This window comes from Desulfobaculum xiamenense (assembly GCF_011927665.1).
In the GTDB taxonomy this organism is placed as follows: Bacteria; Desulfobacterota; Desulfovibrionia; order Desulfovibrionales; family Desulfovibrionaceae; genus Desulfobaculum; species Desulfobaculum xiamenense.
Genome location: NZ_JAATJA010000002.1, coordinates 333,605 through 349,163 on the forward strand (window position 1 = coordinate 333,605; position 15,559 = coordinate 349,163).

14 protein-coding genes are annotated in these 15,559 nt (G+C 65.1%); 6 read left to right on the top strand and 8 right to left on the bottom strand.

Going from position 1 to position 15,559, the window contains the following annotated elements; all coding sequences use genetic code 11:
• The first annotated feature begins 13 nt into the window (after positions 1–13).
• Positions 14–1,282, top strand: coding sequence for a glutamate-1-semialdehyde 2,1-aminomutase (gene hemL / locus GGQ74_RS09415; protein ID WP_167941306.1), 1,269 nt, complete (start codon positions 14–16; stop codon positions 1,280–1,282).
• 370 nt (positions 1,283–1,652) lie between these two features.
• On the top strand, positions 1,653–2,132 hold the full coding sequence (locus GGQ74_RS09420) for a cytochrome c3 family protein (RefSeq protein WP_167941307.1): 480 nt from the start codon (positions 1,653–1,655) through the stop codon (positions 2,130–2,132).
• A gap of 12 nt (positions 2,133–2,144) precedes the next feature.
• Here GGQ74_RS09420 and GGQ74_RS09425 read toward each other — a convergent pair whose 3' ends face one another.
• The 4 genes from GGQ74_RS09425 to GGQ74_RS09440 all read right to left on the bottom strand — a co-directional run bounded on the left by GGQ74_RS09425 (position 2,145) and on the right by GGQ74_RS09440 (position 7,407).
• Positions 2,145–3,899 carry a histone deacetylase family protein gene (locus GGQ74_RS09425; protein WP_167941308.1) on the bottom strand — a complete coding sequence of 585 codons (1,755 nt, stop codon included), beginning with the start codon at positions 3,897–3,899 and terminating at the stop codon, positions 2,145–2,147.
• Between the two features lie 233 nt (positions 3,900–4,132).
• Complete coding sequence (locus GGQ74_RS09430; protein WP_167941309.1) at positions 4,133–4,492, bottom strand: P-II family nitrogen regulator; 360 nt, start codon at positions 4,490–4,492, stop codon at positions 4,133–4,135.
• A 17-nt stretch (positions 4,493–4,509) separates the two neighbouring features.
• Positions 4,510–5,892, bottom strand: coding sequence for an ammonium transporter (locus GGQ74_RS09435; RefSeq protein WP_167941310.1), 1,383 nt, complete (start codon positions 5,890–5,892; stop codon positions 4,510–4,512).
• 606 nt (positions 5,893–6,498) lie between these two features.
• Positions 6,499–7,407 (bottom strand): sulfite exporter TauE/SafE family protein, encoded by a 909-nt coding sequence (locus GGQ74_RS09440; protein ID WP_167941311.1) that lies wholly within the window; start codon positions 7,405–7,407, stop codon positions 6,499–6,501.
• A gap of 294 nt (positions 7,408–7,701) precedes the next feature.
• Here GGQ74_RS09440 and GGQ74_RS09445 point away from each other — a divergent pair, with 294 nt between their 5' ends.
• Positions 7,702–8,757, top strand: coding sequence for a TOBE domain-containing protein (locus tag GGQ74_RS09445; RefSeq protein ID WP_167941312.1), 1,056 nt, complete (start codon positions 7,702–7,704; stop codon positions 8,755–8,757).
• A 332-nt stretch (positions 8,758–9,089) separates the two neighbouring features.
• Here the strand turns inward: GGQ74_RS09445 and GGQ74_RS09450 are convergent, their stop codons facing one another.
• Entirely contained in the window at positions 9,090–9,233 is a 144-nt protein-coding gene (locus tag GGQ74_RS09450; protein ID WP_167941313.1) for a hypothetical protein, read from the bottom strand.
• 85 nt (positions 9,234–9,318) lie between these two features.
• On the opposite strand from GGQ74_RS09450, the gene rlmD reads away from it, so the two are divergent.
• The 3 genes from rlmD (at position 9,319) to trpB (ending at position 13,006) form a co-directional block, all read left to right on the top strand.
• The gene (gene rlmD / locus GGQ74_RS09455; RefSeq protein ID WP_167941314.1) at positions 9,319–10,683 is read left to right on the top strand and encodes a 23S rRNA (uracil(1939)-C(5))-methyltransferase RlmD; all 1,365 of its coding nucleotides are present in this window, start codon (positions 9,319–9,321) and stop codon (positions 10,681–10,683) included.
• A 292-nt stretch (positions 10,684–10,975) separates the two neighbouring features.
• On the top strand, positions 10,976–11,560 hold the full coding sequence (locus GGQ74_RS09460; protein ID WP_167941315.1) for a GDSL-type esterase/lipase family protein: 585 nt from the start codon (positions 10,976–10,978) through the stop codon (positions 11,558–11,560).
• Positions 11,561–11,800: 240 nt separating this feature from the next.
• Positions 11,801–13,006 carry a tryptophan synthase subunit beta gene (gene trpB, locus GGQ74_RS09465; protein ID WP_167941316.1) on the top strand — a complete coding sequence of 402 codons (1,206 nt, stop codon included), beginning with the start codon at positions 11,801–11,803 and terminating at the stop codon, positions 13,004–13,006.
• Positions 13,007–13,319: 313 nt separating this feature from the next.
• Here trpB and GGQ74_RS09470 read toward each other — a convergent pair whose 3' ends face one another.
• From GGQ74_RS09470 to GGQ74_RS09480, 3 genes are all read right to left on the bottom strand, one after another.
• Positions 13,320–13,952, bottom strand: a complete 633-nt coding sequence (locus tag GGQ74_RS09470) for a Crp/Fnr family transcriptional regulator (protein ID WP_167941317.1) — start codon at positions 13,950–13,952, stop codon at positions 13,320–13,322.
• Between the two features lie 143 nt (positions 13,953–14,095).
• Positions 14,096–14,776, bottom strand: a complete 681-nt coding sequence (locus tag GGQ74_RS09475; RefSeq protein WP_167941318.1) for a TIGR04282 family arsenosugar biosynthesis glycosyltransferase — start codon at positions 14,774–14,776, stop codon at positions 14,096–14,098.
• Positions 14,773–15,513: a TIGR04283 family arsenosugar biosynthesis glycosyltransferase gene (locus GGQ74_RS09480; protein WP_167941319.1), complete on the bottom strand. Its 741-nt coding sequence runs from the start codon at positions 15,511–15,513 to the stop codon at positions 14,773–14,775. The genes GGQ74_RS09475 and GGQ74_RS09480 overlap by 4 nt, the downstream gene beginning before the upstream one ends.
• Positions 15,514–15,559 lie beyond the last annotated feature (46 nt).

Below are 15,559 nucleotides of genomic sequence, written 5' to 3' on the forward strand. Positions count from 1 at the left end.
GGAGACAACAGCAATGAGCAAATCACAGGAACTGTTCGAGCAGGCCAAGACGCTCATCCCGGGCGGCGTGAATAGCCCGGTGCGCGCCTGCCTCAGCGTGGGCGTGGACCCCATCTTCATCGACAGCGCTCGCGGATCGCGGTTGACCACCGTGGACGGTGACGAACTGGTCGATTTCGTCATGTCGTGGGGCCCCATGCTCCTCGGCTACGGGCACCCCGAGGTCAACGCCGCCGCAGCAGCGGCCGCCGCAAAGGGCACCAGCTTCGGCGCTCCCTGCGCCCTTGAGGTCGAGATGGCCAAGGCCGTTGTCGACGCCGTGCCGTCCATCGAGATGGTGCGCATGGTCAGCTCCGGCACCGAGGCCACCATGAGCGCCCTGCGCCTCGCGCGCGGCTACACCGGCCGCAGCAAGGTCGTGAAGTTCATGGGCAACTACCATGGTCACTCCGACAGCTTCCTCGCCAGCGCCGGTTCCGGTCTGGCCACCCTGTCCATTCCCGGCACGCCTGGCGTTCCGGCCGAGACCGTGGCCCACACCCTGCTTGCCCCCTACAACGACCTCGACGCCGTCAAGGCCCTGTTCGCCGCCCATGGTAGCGACATCGCCGCCGTCATCGTGGAACCCTGCGCGGGCAACATGGGCCTTGTCCTGCCCGCAGACGGCTTCCTCAAGGGCCTGCGTGCCGTGACCGAGCAGTACGGCGCACTGCTCATCTTCGACGAAGTCATCACCGGCTTCCGCGTGTCCTTCGGCGGCGCGCAGAAGCGCTTCGGCATCACCCCGGACCTGACCACCCTCGGCAAGATCATCGGCGGTGGCTACCCCGTGGGCTGCTACGGCGGCAAGCGCGAGATTATGGAGCGCGTGGCCCCCAGCGGAGACGTGTATCAGGCCGGAACCCTGTCCGGTAACCCCGTGGCCATGGCCGCCGGTCTTGCCACGCTGCGCCTGCTCGAACAGGCCGATTACGGCGCCCTCGAACGCCGCACCGTGAAGCTCGTGGACGAGATGACCGGCCTCTTCATGGAGAAGTCCGTACCGGTGACGGTGAACACCATCGCTTCCCTGTTCACGGTCTTCTTCACCCGCGAGGAGATCACGGACTTCGACAGCGCCCGCAAGGCCGACGGCGAGCGCTATGCCAGCTTCTACCGCCAGATGCGCGCCAACGGCGTGAACCTCGCGCCCTCGGGCTACGAGTGCTCCTTCACGTCCTTCGCCCATACCGAAGAGGACTACGACCACTTCCTCGACGCCGTGAGCAAGGTGCAGTTCTAGGCATTCGCCTTTCAGCGCTCCGGCCGTCGAGGTGAAGGCCTCCGGCGGCCGGGGCTTTGCCCCGGACCCCAGTCAAGGAAATGATTTCCTTGACAATCCTCATTAGGGCTTCGTCGCGCAAAGCCGCACGGTGCGCCTAGGGCACCCACGGTTATCGCATGTCGGGGTTCCAAGGGGCCAGCGGCCCCTTGGCCGGCGGAGCCTACGGCTTGCATCGGTCAACGAACGATACGCCTCGCCCACGGCGAGCGACGTCGCGAGCGCTGCGGCCCACCCCGGTCCGCCCGCCTTTTTTGTTCACGCATCATACGGTCCCGTTGGCGAGTCCGCCTGTACGGCGGCGAGTCGGGACCGGAGGAGTTCGTCTTTCATGTCATCCATGGGCATGCGTGGTTCCGCGCGCGGAACCGTCGACGCATCGCTTCACGTCCCGGTGCGCGCCGCATGGCGCGGCGTGGCCGGTGTCCTTGTCGTTCTGGTCTGCCTTTTGGTGCCGTTTTGCGCCTTGTCCAACACCATGCCCGTCGCGCGGCCGGACAGCGTCGTCGTGGCGCGTCCGCATGGGCTTCGCGCCCAGATGCCTGCGGTGACCTTCGTCCATTCGCGCCATGGGCACATGCGTTGCGGCCTGTGCCATCACACCATGGAGAGCCTTGGCGCGGCGGAAAGGTGCTCGTCCGCCGGATGCCACGACATGGTGGCCCCGCACTGCCCGCGCGAGAAGGCTTCCGGTCGCTATTTCAAAAACGCCTTCCACGACAGCCCGGCGAGCTGCCGGGGCTGCCACGCCGAACGTTCCGCCGAGGGGCACAACGCAGGTCCCGTGGCCTGCAAGGGGTGCCATCGGTGATGTTTCGGGGCGCTAGCTGCGGATGGAGCGGCTGGCGCCCTCGAACAGACCGAGGAAGAAGTTGCGGGCGTTGGTGCCCAGCGAGCGGATGCGGTAGCCGCCTTCCTGCACCACGAGGGTATGCAGGCCGAGGCTGCCGATGAGCCGCCCATTCTCCGCGAAGTCTTTTGCCGCGAGGTTCCACGTTCCCGTGGGATCGCCCTTGGCGGTATCCAGCCCCAGCCCCACCACTAGAAACATGGGTTCGAAGTCTCGGATGAGGTCGAGCGCGCGACGCAGTACCGAGGCGTACTGCTCGCCGGTCACGCGCTCCATGAGCGGGAAATTGCGGTTGCAGCCCAGTCCCTCGCCCACGCCCAGCTCCTCGGCGAAGCCGCTGAAGTAGGGGTAGGCGAAGCGCGGGTGCCCGTGGATGGAGATGGTGAGCACGTCGCGCCGGGCGTAGAAGATGTCCTGCGTGCCGTTGCCGTGGTGGTAGTCGATGTCGAGGACCGCCACGCGTCCGAGCTTCGAGAGTCTGTGCGCCGCGATGGCCGCCGTGTTGAAGTAGCAGAAGCCGCCGAACACGCGGCGCTCCGCGTGATGTCCGGGCGGGCGTACCAGCGCGTAGGCCAGCCTGCGGCCCTCGGTAAGCGCGTCGGCGGCGGTGAGGCCGCAGTCCACGGCGCGCTTGGCTGCGGCGTAGGCGTTGGCGTTGAGGGGCGTGAAGGTGTCGATGCAGTAGTATCCGGCGCGGACCGGAAGCTCGCGCGGGGGGCGCGAGGCATTGCGCACCGGAAACACGTAGGGGTAGAGCGACTTGTTTTCCGGCAGGCGCGAACAGATCTTCTTGAGGTAGGCCACGAAGTCCTTGTCGTGCACGGCGGTAATGACGTTTTCCGGGTACTGCCGGGGGGCAAGGACGTCGAAGAGTTCCGTGCGTTCGAGGGCCGTCTGGATGCTCGACACGCGCACCGGGGACTCCACGTAGCCCCGTTCGCGCATGTGGTGGATCTGGTGGCGGTCGTTGATGACCATGACGATGCCCGCGTCTGCGCTGCGCCGCTTGATGGCGCTGGCCTGCGCTGCCTCGGGCAGGACGTGGCGCGGGTCGCGCAGGCGCACCTCCGGGTCGGTGAACGACTCCACGACCATGTCGATGTACTCGGGCGAGCAGGTGTCCGCGTATTTGCGGGTGAGGATGGCGCGCACGATCTTGCGGATGCGCCCGCGCGGGATGTGCAGCGGCCTGCCCAGCGGGTCCGCCACCAGATAGGGCGGGCAGTCCCCGCCGGGGGTGAGGGGCGTCTCGTAGGCCGTGCCGATGATGGGCCGCGCGCCGTAGCGCTCGTAGAACTTGAGGCGGGCGATGTTGTCCCGCAGCGTGTCCGGTTCGGCGCACAGCGCCGGGTCGTCGGGCAGGCACTCGAAGAAGAGGGCCGTATCCCCAAGGGCGAGGGCTTCCTCACGGATGCGTTCGTACAGGGCGGAACCGACACCGCGCCCGCCATGCTCCACGCTCACGGAGATGAAATCTAAATAACAGAAATGCAAATCCGGGAAGTGACACAGAAGCGCGAAGCCCTGCACCCCTGCGCGGGCCTTCTCGGCCACGAAGAGGATGGAGCGGTAGTGCTTGAGGAACGGATTGCTCAAGAGTTCCGGAAGCTGGGCGATTTCGCTGTCGGCCACGAGGGAGAAGCGTTCGCGAAGGATTTCCTGCGAGCGGGCCACGGCGGCCTGATCGACGGGCAGCCGTGTGTCGTAGATGGGGCGGATGCGAAACATGGAACCTCCAACATGACGCGTTTCGTCCGGGGGCGGCATGCGCCTTGCGATCAGGGCACGCTGGATGCGCCGACGGGCGGTTCTTCCCAGTCAATGCGCCTGATGCGGGAACTTTGCAAGGGGGCGGCGCGGGTATGCGCCATGCGGGGAGCGGGCGGGTGCCCCATGACATGCGTGCGGCCCGGAACGGCGTTGATGCCGGTTCCGGGCCGCATGTGGGGGGTGAGGGAAAGCTAGGCAGTGACGCGCGTGGCGGCCACGGCGGCGATGTCCGTTTCGCCGGTGCGGATACGCAGGGAGCGGGCGATGTCGAGGACGAAGATCACGCCGTCGCCCTCGCTACCGGTGTGTGCGCCTTCGCTTACGGCCTCGATGGCCGCATCCTCGAAGTTGTCGTTCACGCCGATTTCGAGGCGCACCTTCTTGAGCAGGTTCACTTCCACCGGCAGGCCGCGGTAGGTTTCCACGAATCCCTTCTGGCGGCCGCTGCCGAGGACGTTGGTTACGGTCATGCTGAAGATATCCCGCGCGTAGAGCGCCTTTTTCACTGCGTTCAGCCTTTCCGGCCTGATGTATGCGATGACGAGTTTCATGGTTTGTCTCCCGTGCGTCATTCGGTGGTGAAGATCTGGAATCCGCCGTAGGACTCCGTGCCGTGCTCGACGATGTCGAGCCCGCGCAGTTCCTCGTTTTCCTTCACGCGAAGGCCCATCACGGCCTTGACCACGGCGAAGGTGACCACGCCCATGCCGAAGGCCCAGCAGAACACTGCTCCAACGCCGATGAGCTGCGTCGTCAGAAGTCCGAAGCCGCCGCCGTAGAGCAGGCCGACGTTCGATCCGTAGCCCGGCGCGGCCATGAGGCCGACCATGAGCGTTCCGTACGCTCCGCACACGCCGTGCACGGAAACCGCGCCCACCGGGTCGTCGATGCGAAGCACCGTGTCGATGAACACCACGGAGAGCACCACCAGTACGCCGCCGCCGAAGCCGGTGATCAGCGAGCCGATGGGCGAGAGTTCGAAGCAGCCCGCCGTGATGGCCACCAGCCCTGCCAGCGCGCCGTTGAGGGTCATGGACGGATCGGGGTGTCCGTAGCGCGTCCACGCGGTGATCATGGCGCCCAGCGCACCGGCCGCTCCGGCCAGCGAGGTGTTGACCGCGATGTAGCCGATGGTGCCGTCGGCCACGGTGGTGGAGCCGGGGTTGAAGCCGAACCAGCCGAACCACAGGATGAACACGCCAAGCGAGGCCAGCGGCAGGTTGTGGCCGCGAATGGCGTTGGCGCTGCCGTCATCGTTGTACTTGCCCACGCGGGGACCAACGGCCAGCGCACCGGCAAGGGCGAGCCATCCGCCCACGGAGTGGACCACCGTCGATCCGGCGAAGTCGATGAAGCCGATGCGTTCGAGCCAGCCGCCCTCGGTGCCCCACAGTCCGCCCCAGCACCAGTGGCCGGACACGGGGTAGATGAGCGCCGTGACGATCATGCTGACCGTGATGTAGGCCGGGAATTTCATGCGCTCGGCCACGCCGCCGGAGACGATGGTCGCCGAGGTGGCCGCGAACACGCTCTGGAAGAACCAGAAGGTCAGCGTCCACATGCCTTCGGGCGTGGTGGCGTCCACGCCGATGAGCGCGAAGTCGCTGCCGCCAAGCAGCCCGGCGATGCTGCCGCCGAACATGAGGCCGAAGCCCACCAGAAAGAACGCCACGGACCCGGCCGAGAAATCCAGAAAGTTCTTCATGATGATGTTTCCGGCATTCTTGGCGCGCGTGAATCCGGTCTCCACCATGGCGAAGCCCGCCTGCATGAACATGACCAGTATCGCGGCGATGAGCGTCCACAGGATGTTGGCGTTGAACTGGCTGAGCGCTTCGGTGCCCTCGGCGGCATGCGCCGCATGGGGCAGGGTGGCGAGGACGGCCAACAGCGTCGCGGCCAGAAACGGCACAGACAGCGGGCGTTTCGGACTGAACCAGAACGGGGACATGGGGCACCTCCATGGTGCAACCGCCAGCGGCGGGTTCGTGTGGTTGCCTGCGTTTCAGGCGCCGATGCCCCAACTAAAGCAACATGTGGGCCAAAATATATAACTATGCGTATTCGCAGCGTTTTGTTTGGAAGGCCGACAAAACGTGCATGTTGTGTTGTTATAAAATTAACATAAATGCCAAGAATTGACACATATAAATTAACATAAATGTGATAAATTGAAAAACTTCGAAATAGCGCTTGGCAAAAGGCTTTGGATGAAAAATAGCGGCCAATTCTGGCCTTCGGCGGCCGGGGCTTTGCCCCGACCCCAGCCAAGGGAATAATGTGAATGGCAATTCACATCATTCCCTTGAGAATCCTTATATGGGGGGATTTTTGGGCAAAGCCCAAAGGTCGGCGCAGGGCGGCCACGTCCATCGCAAGTCGGGGGTCCAGGGGGCCAGCGGCCCCTTGGCTGGCGGAGCCTACGTCTTGCATATGGCAACGAACGATACGCCCAGACACAGCGACGGCGGAGCCAACGCCTTACGCGTGGCAGGGAGCGATACGTCCCGGCCCCGGTGACGCCACGGCTTATGCCGTGGCGTGACGCATTACGGCCCTAGAGGAAGAACGCGACGATGTAGCGGGTGGCGGTGGTGACGATGACGGCGCAGAGCATGAGCTTGATGGCCTTGGCGGGGACGTGCTTCTGGCAGCGTGCGCCGAGGGCCATGCCGAGTGCTCCGCCGATGCCGAAGAGGATGCCGAGCGCCCAGTCCGGGGCGATGGACAGGGTGGGGTTGAGGATGGCGAGGAGCTGGTAGAAGGCCACGGCGGCGATGGAGGTGACGAAGGTGCCCATGAGGGCCGGTGCTGCGGCCACGTAGACGGGGATGCCGAGGATGGAAACGAAGAAGGGGGCGATGATGGCGCCGCCGCCGATGCCGTAGACGCCGCCGACGATGCCGACGGTGAACGTGAGCGCCACGAGGGCGGGGGTACGCACGGTGAAGGTTTCGCCGTTGAAGGCGAAGCGGATGCGGGTGGCGGACGCTTCGAGAATGTCGACCTTTCCTGCGGCGGCACCGGAGCGGACATTGGCGCGGAAGCGACGTTCGGCACCGTTTTGTCTGTTGGAGACGAGGTCGCGGGCCATGCGGACGCCGATGTAGAGGAGCACCAGCCCGGCGAAGAGCTTGAAGCGCACGGGGTCCGGTAGCCAGTGGACGCGGGCCACCGCACCGATGAGAACGCCGGGCAGCGTGCCGAAGACGACCGCCCACGTGAGCGGCCAGACCATGCGCCCTTCGCGGGCATAGCGCATCACGCCACTTGGAATGGCGACGATGTTGAAGAGCTGGTTGGTGGCGCTGACCGAGGGCGAGGTGAAGCCGAGGATCGACATCTGGAAGGGCAACAGCAGGAAGGCCCCGGACATGCCGCCCATGGACGTGAAGAAGGAGATGGCGAAGGCCGTGAGTGGTGGAATCCATACTGCGACGTCAACGCCGGAAACCGTGAACTGCATGGGTGCCTCCTTGTGCCCGCCTCGTGATTCAATGCTAGGTGCTCTCGAATGAATTGTCACGAAAAAAAGTGTATTCGTGTAAGTTGCCCATGCAACGGTGCGTTGACAGGAATCTTTACGGGGGGATAGCTTGCGCGATGCTCGGCGTCCGCATGGCAAGCCGGGCTCGGTGATGTTCGGGGGCGCGGCGGCTGCGGGGGCGGCGGCTGCGTATTGCCGGATGATGGGGTATTTTGGTCGCGAAGGGGGCGTGGCATCCGCAGCAATGGTTTTTCCGATACGGAGGACGGGTGCATGGGTGAGCAGTTCGGCGTCGGGCGCAGAGTGAATCCGGCGCGCATCTTTTCCATTCCGAGGGACGTGAAGCATCTCGACACGGTGCAGCTGGAGGCGCTGGCCGCCTCGTTTCGCCGCTGGGCCGTGGACTCGCCGCGCCGCGACGTTCGCGTGTCGCGCAGGCGGCTGTGTCTGGTCTTCCTTGTGCTGCGGCATACGGGAGCCAAGCTTGGCGAGGTGTTGGCCCTTGACGAACTGCGCGATTTCGATGCCGCGACCGGCGTGTGCCGCCTCGGGCGCGAGCGGCGCGAGGTGAGCCTGCCCGGCGACGTGGCGGGTGAGCTTCGCGAGGCCGTGGAATCCGAGGATTTTGCACCGTGGCGGGGGCGGCTGTTGAGCCTCGATCCGGGGCACGTGCGTCGCAAGTTCTACGAGCGGGCGCAGGAGCTGGGGCTTCCCAAGGAGTTCGGCAACCCCTCGGTGCTGCGGCGCTCCCGTGCCATCGAACTGCTGCGGCAGGACGTGCCCTTGACCGTGGTGCAGGCCATTCTGGGGCAGGCCTCGGCGGACCTCACCGCCGCGCTGATGGATTTTTCGGATGTCGATGTGCGCCGCATCCAGCGCATGACCGTGGAGAAGGAGGCCGACCGGCGCACGAGTGCGCGCAACGCCTTCTACGGCAAGGTGGTGGACGTGACGCGCGGTGGCATCCAGTCGATGGTGACCCTGCGCACACTGGGCGGGCACGACGTGTCGAGCGTGGTGACCAACGACAGCGTGGAGGCGTTGGGCATTCGCCCCGGCGTGCTGCTGGCCGCGGAGATCAAGGCCCCGTGGGTGGTGGTCGTTCCGGGGGCGCAGCGCCCCGCCGTGGCGTCTGGGAATGTCTTTTCGGGTGTGGTGGAGCGCGTCGGCCTTGGCGACGTATCGGCGGAAGTTGTGGTACGTCTGGAGGACGGGACGGAAATCTGCGCCATCGTCACCGTGGACAGCCTGCGCGTGGGCGCCTTTGCGCCGGGCATGCCCGCGTGGGTGGTGTGTTCGGCCTTTTCGGTGATTCTGCGGGCGGACTAGCCGACGACGGAAGCATTGTCTCTGCCGCCGGGCCGTGCCATCGCCGCGATATGTGGGAGGATGCGCTCGGCGGCGGAAACCCGCCTCTCAAGCGGGGAGCCTCGGTGGGGCTGCCGGGTGGCGGCTCTGCCGAGTAGGGGATAGGCGCATGCGGCGTGACGGTTCGCGCGCTGTGCCTGCCGAGTTGCAGACGGGGACGTGTTTCGGCGTTGCTGCCTTTTGCCAAACGCGAAAGGGCCAAGACGTCAGACAGGTCTGACGTCTTGGCCCTTTCGCGAAAATCTGCTTGACCACCGGCCGGAAAGTGGTGACATCCGGCGCGGAGTATCCGCCTAGTGGTGGTTCTTGTGCTGGCGAATGCGATAGAGGGCAGTGCCCACGATCAGCGCCATATACATGTAGATCAGCGGGACGCCGACCCAGCCCTGCGGGGTGCTGTGATAGGCATTGCGCATCAGTTCGAACAGGGTTTCCATGGTGCTCCTCCTCGTTGGCTTTGGAGTTCTTGAAATCGAATGAAAAATCGAAAAAGTCAAGTCGATTGAAAATGGAAGTGGGGCAATGAGAGAAAATATTCACAATGGTGACAGGCTGGAACTGACCGTTGACGCGCTGGCCTTTGGCGGACGCGGTGTGGCACGCGCCGAGGGCTTCGTATTTTTCGTCGAGGGAGCGTTGCCGGGACAGCGCGTGGAGGCGCAGATCACGTCGGTGAAGAAGCGCTTCGCCGAGGCGGAAACCGTCCGGCTGCTGGAGTCCGGCCCGCACGACGTGAAACCCTTCTGCCCCCACTACGGCAAGTGCGGCGGCTGCGATTTGCAGGACATGGATCAGGCCGGGCAGCTTCTCTGGAAGCGGCGCTTCGTGTCGGATAGCCTGTCGCGCCTTGGCGGCGAGGAGACGCCCGAGGTGCTCGAAACCGTGCCCTCGCCCGATTCGCTCCACTTCCGCAACAAGATGGAATTCGCCTTCTCCGGTGGCGGCAGCGAGCGTAATCTCTCGCTTGGCCTGCATAAACGCGGCTCCGACGAGAGCATCGTCAACGTGGAGGCTTGTGGCCTGCAATCCCCGCTGGCCATGGACATCGTCATCCGCGCCCGCGAGTTCTGCCGCGACTCCGGCGTGCCGTCGTGGAATCCGCGCACTCGCAAGGGCCTGTGGCGCTTCCTCGTGGTGCGCGAGGGCCGCGCGACCGGGCAGGTCATGGTGCATCTCATCACTTCGGCTGGTCCCGGTGCCGCCGTGGCTCGTGCCCTTGGCGCGCAGCTCATGGAGGCCCTGCCCGCCGTGACCACCTTCGTGCATTCCGAACGCCGCGCGCCAAGCGCCATCGCCTTTGGCGAGCGCGTGGTGGCGACGCTTGGCCCCGGTGTCATCGAGGACGAGGTCCTCGGCATCCGCTACCGCATCTCGCCGGATTCCTTCTTTCAGACCAACACCGGCGCGGCCGAGCGTCTGTATGCCAAGGCGCGCGACTACGCGGCCCTGTCCGGCGAGCAGACCGTGTGGGATCTCTACTGCGGTTCCGGCGGGCTGTCGCTGGTCATGGCGCAGGCGGCCGGACGTGTGGTAGGCTTCGAGACGGTGGAGTCCGCCGTGGAGGATGCCCGCGCCAACGCGAAGCTCAACGGCATCGGCAACTGCGAGTTCGTGGCTGGCGACGTGCGCGACATGATCGCCTCGCGCGGGGAACGCCCGGACGTCGTCATTACCGACCCGCCCCGCAAGGGCATGCACGAGGACGTGGTGCAGGCCATCGCCAAGGCCGCGCCGAAGCGCATCGTCTACGTGTCGTGCAATCCGGCGACGCTCTCGCGCGACGTGGCGCTTCTTTCGCAGTCCTATCGGCTGGTGGAGGCGTGCCCGGTGGACATGTTCCCCCATTCGGCCCATGTGGAGTGCGTGGCACTTCTTGAGTTGAAATGATGGGAAAATCCCGTTATGTGAATCTGAATTTTCCATGCAAGGAGTGAACTATGGATTTCTTCTGGTTCTTTCTCGGTTTGGTGATGGTGGGCCTGTGCATGTTCTACATTAAGCAGTCCTGGAAGAACGGCGAGTAGGTCTGTCGCGTCCGTATTTCCGAAAGGGGTCCGTTGGTTCGTCCGGCGGACCCTTTCGCTTTTTCTCCGTTCTGGCACAATGACGCGGATGCGGCGTCCGACGGTTCGTGCCGCAGACTGCGCACTGTTTGCGCATGCATGAGGGAGGAAACGACATGGTCATCTGCTTCTTCGGGGATTCGCTGGTCAACGGCACGCGCGACGCGGAATGTCTCGGCTGGCCCGGACGCTTGTGCGCGCCGCATATCGCGGCGGGGCTGGACCTCACCTATTACAACCTCGGCGTGCGCCGGGACGCCAGCGCCCAGATCCTCGCCCGCTGGCGGGGCGAGCTCGAACGCCGCGAATTGCAGGGCCTGCGCACCCGGTTGGTGTTCTCCTACGGCGTGGGCGATATGGCCATGGCAGGGTCCCGCCCCCGCGCCACGGCGGACGAGGCCGCAGAGAACACGCAGATCCTGCTTGAGGCCGCGCGCGGCTACGACACCCTTTTCGTGGGGCCGCCTCCGGTGTCCGATCCTGGCCACACGGCTCGCATATCCGAGCTGTCCATGCGCCTCGGCACCGTGTGCGCACGCTTCGGCGTGCCCTACTTCGACATGGTGGGACGCCTTGGCGGTGATGCGCACTACATCGCCGACGTGCGCGCGTCGGACGGCATCCATCCGCGTTCCGCAGGTTACGCGCGCATGGCCCGCCTGCTGGTGGAGTGGCCCGGCTGGCGCGAGTGGTTCGACTAGCTCTCGCAGGGGGGCTTGACAGCGGTGCCCACTGGCGGGTAGAGATCACGCATGCGCAAGTGTCACATCGCTCTCACCTCCTGCTTTTCTTGGTGGTGGCTCTGGTAACAGAGCCGCGCGTGATGCTTTTGCGACAATAAAAAACCGAAAGACAGACACATCAACCGCGGCAGTGCAGACTGGCCGCGGTTTTTTCATTTCTGGCGGCCGAGCTGCCCCGCGACCGGAAGGAGTACGACAATGACCATGCTTCCCAATGCGGACGGTTTCTTTGGCGAATACGGCGGCCAGTTTCTTCCTGCCGAGGTGCTTCCCGTCGTGGCCGAACTGGCCGAGGCCTACGAGCGCTACCGCGATGACGACGATTTCCTCGCCGACTTCAAGCGCCTGCTCAAGCACTTCTCGGGCCGTCCCACCCCGCTCTATTTCTGCGGCAACCTGACCCGCCAGCTTGGCGGCGCGCGCATCTACCTCAAGCGCGAGGACCTGAACCACCTCGGCGCGCACAAGGTCAACAACACCATCGGCCAGATTCTGCTGGCCAAGCGTATGGGCAAGACCCGCATCATCGCCGAGACCGGTGCCGGTCAGCACGGCGTGGCCACCGCGGCCACCGCAGCGCTCATGGGCATGGAATGTACGGTGTACATGGGTGCGGAGGACATCGAACGTCAGAAGCTCAACGTGTTCCGCATGGAGATGATGGGCGCGAAGGTCGTTCCGGCCATGAGCGGCCAGCGTACCCTCAAGGAGGCCGTGGACGAGGCCATCGCCGCATGGGTGGCCGACGCGGGCGAGAGCTTCTACCTGCTCGGTTCCGCCGTTGGTCCGCATCCCTATCCGGAGATGGTGCGCGACTTCCAGTCCGTCATCGGCCGCGAGGCCCGCAAGCAGATTCTCGAACTCGAAGGCCGCATGCCCGATTATCTGGTGGCCTGCGTGGGCGGCGGCTCCAACGCCATCGGCCTGTTCCATCCCTTCCTCGAAGACGAGGGCGTGCGCATGCAGGGCGTGGAGCCTGCCGGACGCGGTCTGACCCCCGGCAATCACGCCGCCACTCTGAGCCTTGGCACCCCCGGCGTACTGCACGGTTTCAAGTCCTACGTGCTGCAGGACGACAAGGGCGAACCCGCCCCGGTCTACTCCATCTCTGCCGGTCTGGACTACCCCGGCGTCGGCCCCGAGCACAGCTACCTGAAGGACATCGGTCGCGCCGAGTACGTCTCCGCCTCCGATGCCGAGGCTGTGCACGCGTTCTTCACCCTGTCGCGCTCCGAAGGTATCATTCCCGCGCTGGAATCCTCCCACGCGCTGGCGCAGGCCTTGAAGCTCGCCCCGACCCTCGGTCAGGACAAGATCGTCATCGTCAACCTCTCCGGACGCGGTGACAAGGACGTGGCCCAGATCCAGCGCATGCTGCACGAGGGCACCATCACCGACCGCTAATTTCGGCAGGAAGCACGACTGTGAACGGCCCCGTTCGCCATGTGGCGAGCGGGGCCGTTTTGTGTCCAAAAGAAAGGCCTCCGGCGGCCGGGGCGCTGCCCCGGACCCCGGTCAAGGGGGTGACCCCCTTGACAATCCTCAGTAGGGCTTCGTCGCGCAAAGCCGCACGGTCTACCAAGGGCACCCACGGTTATCGCATGTCGGGGTTCCAAGGGGCCAGCGGCCCCTTGGCCGGCGGAGCCTACGGCTTGCATGTGGCAATGACCGAAACGGTCGGCCACAGCGATGAGCCGCTGCGCGGGGCGGCGGAGCGTCAGGCACCCTTGGTGCGCTCGGCGACCTTGTGGGCGAGGTCTTTGGTTTCGAGGAGGCGGATGGTCTTCTCGTGGTTGTCGTTCATGAAGAATTCGATGATTTTGTGCTGTTCGAGCATGGAGAGCGCCTTGTCGATGCTTTCCTTGTTCGTGTTGAAGGTGGCGGCGAGGGTGTTGAGGGTATCGAGGTAGTTGAAGGTGGTCACGCCGCCCTGCGCCATGAGTCCGAAGACGTTGCAGATGCCGATGAAGAGGTTGGGGACGCGCAGGGATTTGACGGTGGCGGTCTTGAGCCGGTGGACCAGCACGTTGACCAATGTGGAGATGATGACGGGGGATTGCTTCAGGTATTCCTGAAAGTCGTACTTCTTGATTTCGACGACCTTGGAGTCCTCCAGCGCCACGGCGGTGGCGGTACGTTTCTCGTCATCGAGGAGGATGGCCATTTCCCCGAACATGGACGGCGGGCGCAGGTGCGCGAAGACCTTCTTCTTGCCGTCCATCTCCTTGGAGATCTCGACCATGCCTTCCTTGAGCAGATAGGCCGTGTCGCCGCGCGTGCCTTCTGAGAAGATCACGGAATAGCGCAGGAAGTTTTTGACCAGAAAGGAGCCTTTCGACGGGTTGCCCATGCCTGCCCCCGGAAGAGAGTGTGAGCGCGGAGCGATGCCGATCCGCAATCTTCTGTATACGGCCTTTCCCGCTTGCGGACAACGTTTGTGCGCCGCGAAGTGGGAACAGGCGGAATGCTGGATTTGGCGGGACTTTCGGCCTTTCAGTCCACTTGTTCGCCAATGCCGAACTGTGCGGCAAGGCGCAGGGTGCGCGCCGGACCGCCGCCGTTGGCGAAGCGTTGCACGAGGGCTTCGAGGTCCTCGATGGTGTCGATGTCGTCGACGGCGGGCAGAAGATGCACCGCGCGCCCTGCGTGGGCGAAGGAATCGAGGGTGGTGGCGAGAACTTCCGGGGTGCTCCACTGCATGTTCTCGAAGATTTCTGGGGCGAAGGCGTCGCGCTTGAAGGCGATGAGGGAGTAGCCGCCGTCTGGGGACGGGGCGATGGCCGCTCCGACGGACGTGGCCTGCGCGAGGGCTTCGGCGACGAGGGACGAGGGCATGTGCGGGGCATCGCTGCCGGTGAGCACGGCTGCTTCGCGGCCATCGGCGAAGGCGTCGGCGAAGGCGTTTGCCATGCGTTGGCCGAGGTCGTCTCCGCGTTGGTCCATGTAACCCACGCTCTGGCCAAGCCATGTGCGGTAGCGCCGGGACGAGGCCGCCGGATCGCAGCAGGCGATGACGTGCAAGCCCGAGGCGAGGAGCGCGTCGCGCTGGTCGCGGGCGAAGGCGTCGTAGAGGCGCATGGCGCGGTCGTCACCGATGGCGGCGGCGAGGCGTGTCTTGACTCTGCCCGGTTCGGGCAGTTTGACGAAGAAGAGGGCGGCAGCGGGGCGGCTCATGGGCGTTTCTCCGTTGTGGTGCGTCCGAAGGAGTAGAAGGCGGCCAGTCTGTGCGCGGAGATTCCGGCGTGGTAGGCGAGGCGCAGCGCCCAGTTGCGCAGCGTGCAGCGCAGGAGGCCTTCCTCGCGCCAGCGCCGGGCCGAGGTGGTCACTGCGGCGTCGAGGATGCGGATGCGGTCCGCGCGCCTGCGGATGCGCGTCATGATTTCGAGGTCCTCCATGAGCGGCATGTCCCGAAAGCCACCGATGGCGAGAAAGTAGTCGCGCAGGAAGAACTGGGCCTGATCGCCGTAGGGTGCGCGGGTGAGCTGCGAGCGCAGGTTGGCCACGGCGGCGATGAGGCGCATTCCGGGGGAATCGGTGTCGAAGCGCAGGGTGAACGCGCCGCCCACGCAGCCGTCCGTAGCGGCTTGCGTGACGAGGGACAGGGCGTCCTGCGGCAGGCGTGTGTCGGCGTGCAGGAAGAGCAGAATGTCGCCCGAGGCGGCCTGTGCGGCGGCGTTCATCTGCCGCGCCCTGCCGCGCGGGGCGAGGAGGGTTTTAATCTCTTTATGGCGCAGGGCTTTTATTGTATCCCCGTTTTCTGACCCGTCCACCATGAGGATTTCCGCCGTTCCGGCGGGCGACAGGGCGAGGACGTGCTCGACGAGCGCGTTTGCCCCCTCGGCCTCGCGAAGGACGGGGATGATGATCGAGACGGCTGGATGTTCGGGTGCCCATGCGCTTTCTTCATGCATGGCCCTGTCATAGCGCCGCAGAACAGTGCTGTAAATGCGATGATTG

Coding starts and splice junctions, on each gene's coding strand:
- GGQ74_RS09425 (WP_167941308.1), bottom strand. CDS start 3,899: ATGTTTCGCATCCGCCCCATCTACGACACACGGCTGCCCGTCGATCAG.
- GGQ74_RS09445 (WP_167941312.1), top strand. CDS start 7,702: ATGGGTGAGCAGTTCGGCGTCGGGCGCAGAGTGAATCCGGCGCGCATC.
- hemL (WP_167941306.1), top strand. CDS start 14: ATGAGCAAATCACAGGAACTGTTCGAGCAGGCCAAGACGCTCATCCCG.
- rlmD (WP_167941314.1), top strand. CDS start 9,319: ATGAGAGAAAATATTCACAATGGTGACAGGCTGGAACTGACCGTTGAC.
- GGQ74_RS09430 (WP_167941309.1), bottom strand. CDS start 4,492: ATGAAACTCGTCATCGCATACATCAGGCCGGAAAGGCTGAACGCAGTG.
- GGQ74_RS09460 (WP_167941315.1), top strand. CDS start 10,976: ATGGTCATCTGCTTCTTCGGGGATTCGCTGGTCAACGGCACGCGCGAC.
- GGQ74_RS09470 (WP_167941317.1), bottom strand. CDS start 13,952: ATGGGCAACCCGTCGAAAGGCTCCTTTCTGGTCAAAAACTTCCTGCGC.
- GGQ74_RS09420 (WP_167941307.1), top strand. CDS start 1,653: ATGTCATCCATGGGCATGCGTGGTTCCGCGCGCGGAACCGTCGACGCA.
- trpB (WP_167941316.1), top strand. CDS start 11,801: ATGACCATGCTTCCCAATGCGGACGGTTTCTTTGGCGAATACGGCGGC.
- GGQ74_RS09435 (WP_167941310.1), bottom strand. CDS start 5,892: ATGTCCCCGTTCTGGTTCAGTCCGAAACGCCCGCTGTCTGTGCCGTTT.
- GGQ74_RS09450 (WP_167941313.1), bottom strand. CDS start 9,233: ATGGAAACCCTGTTCGAACTGATGCGCAATGCCTATCACAGCACCCCG.
- GGQ74_RS09475 (WP_167941318.1), bottom strand. CDS start 14,776: ATGAGCCGCCCCGCTGCCGCCCTCTTCTTCGTCAAACTGCCCGAACCG.
- GGQ74_RS09440 (WP_167941311.1), bottom strand. CDS start 7,407: ATGCAGTTCACGGTTTCCGGCGTTGACGTCGCAGTATGGATTCCACCA.
- GGQ74_RS09480 (WP_167941319.1), bottom strand. CDS start 15,513: ATGCATGAAGAAAGCGCATGGGCACCCGAACATCCAGCCGTCTCGATC.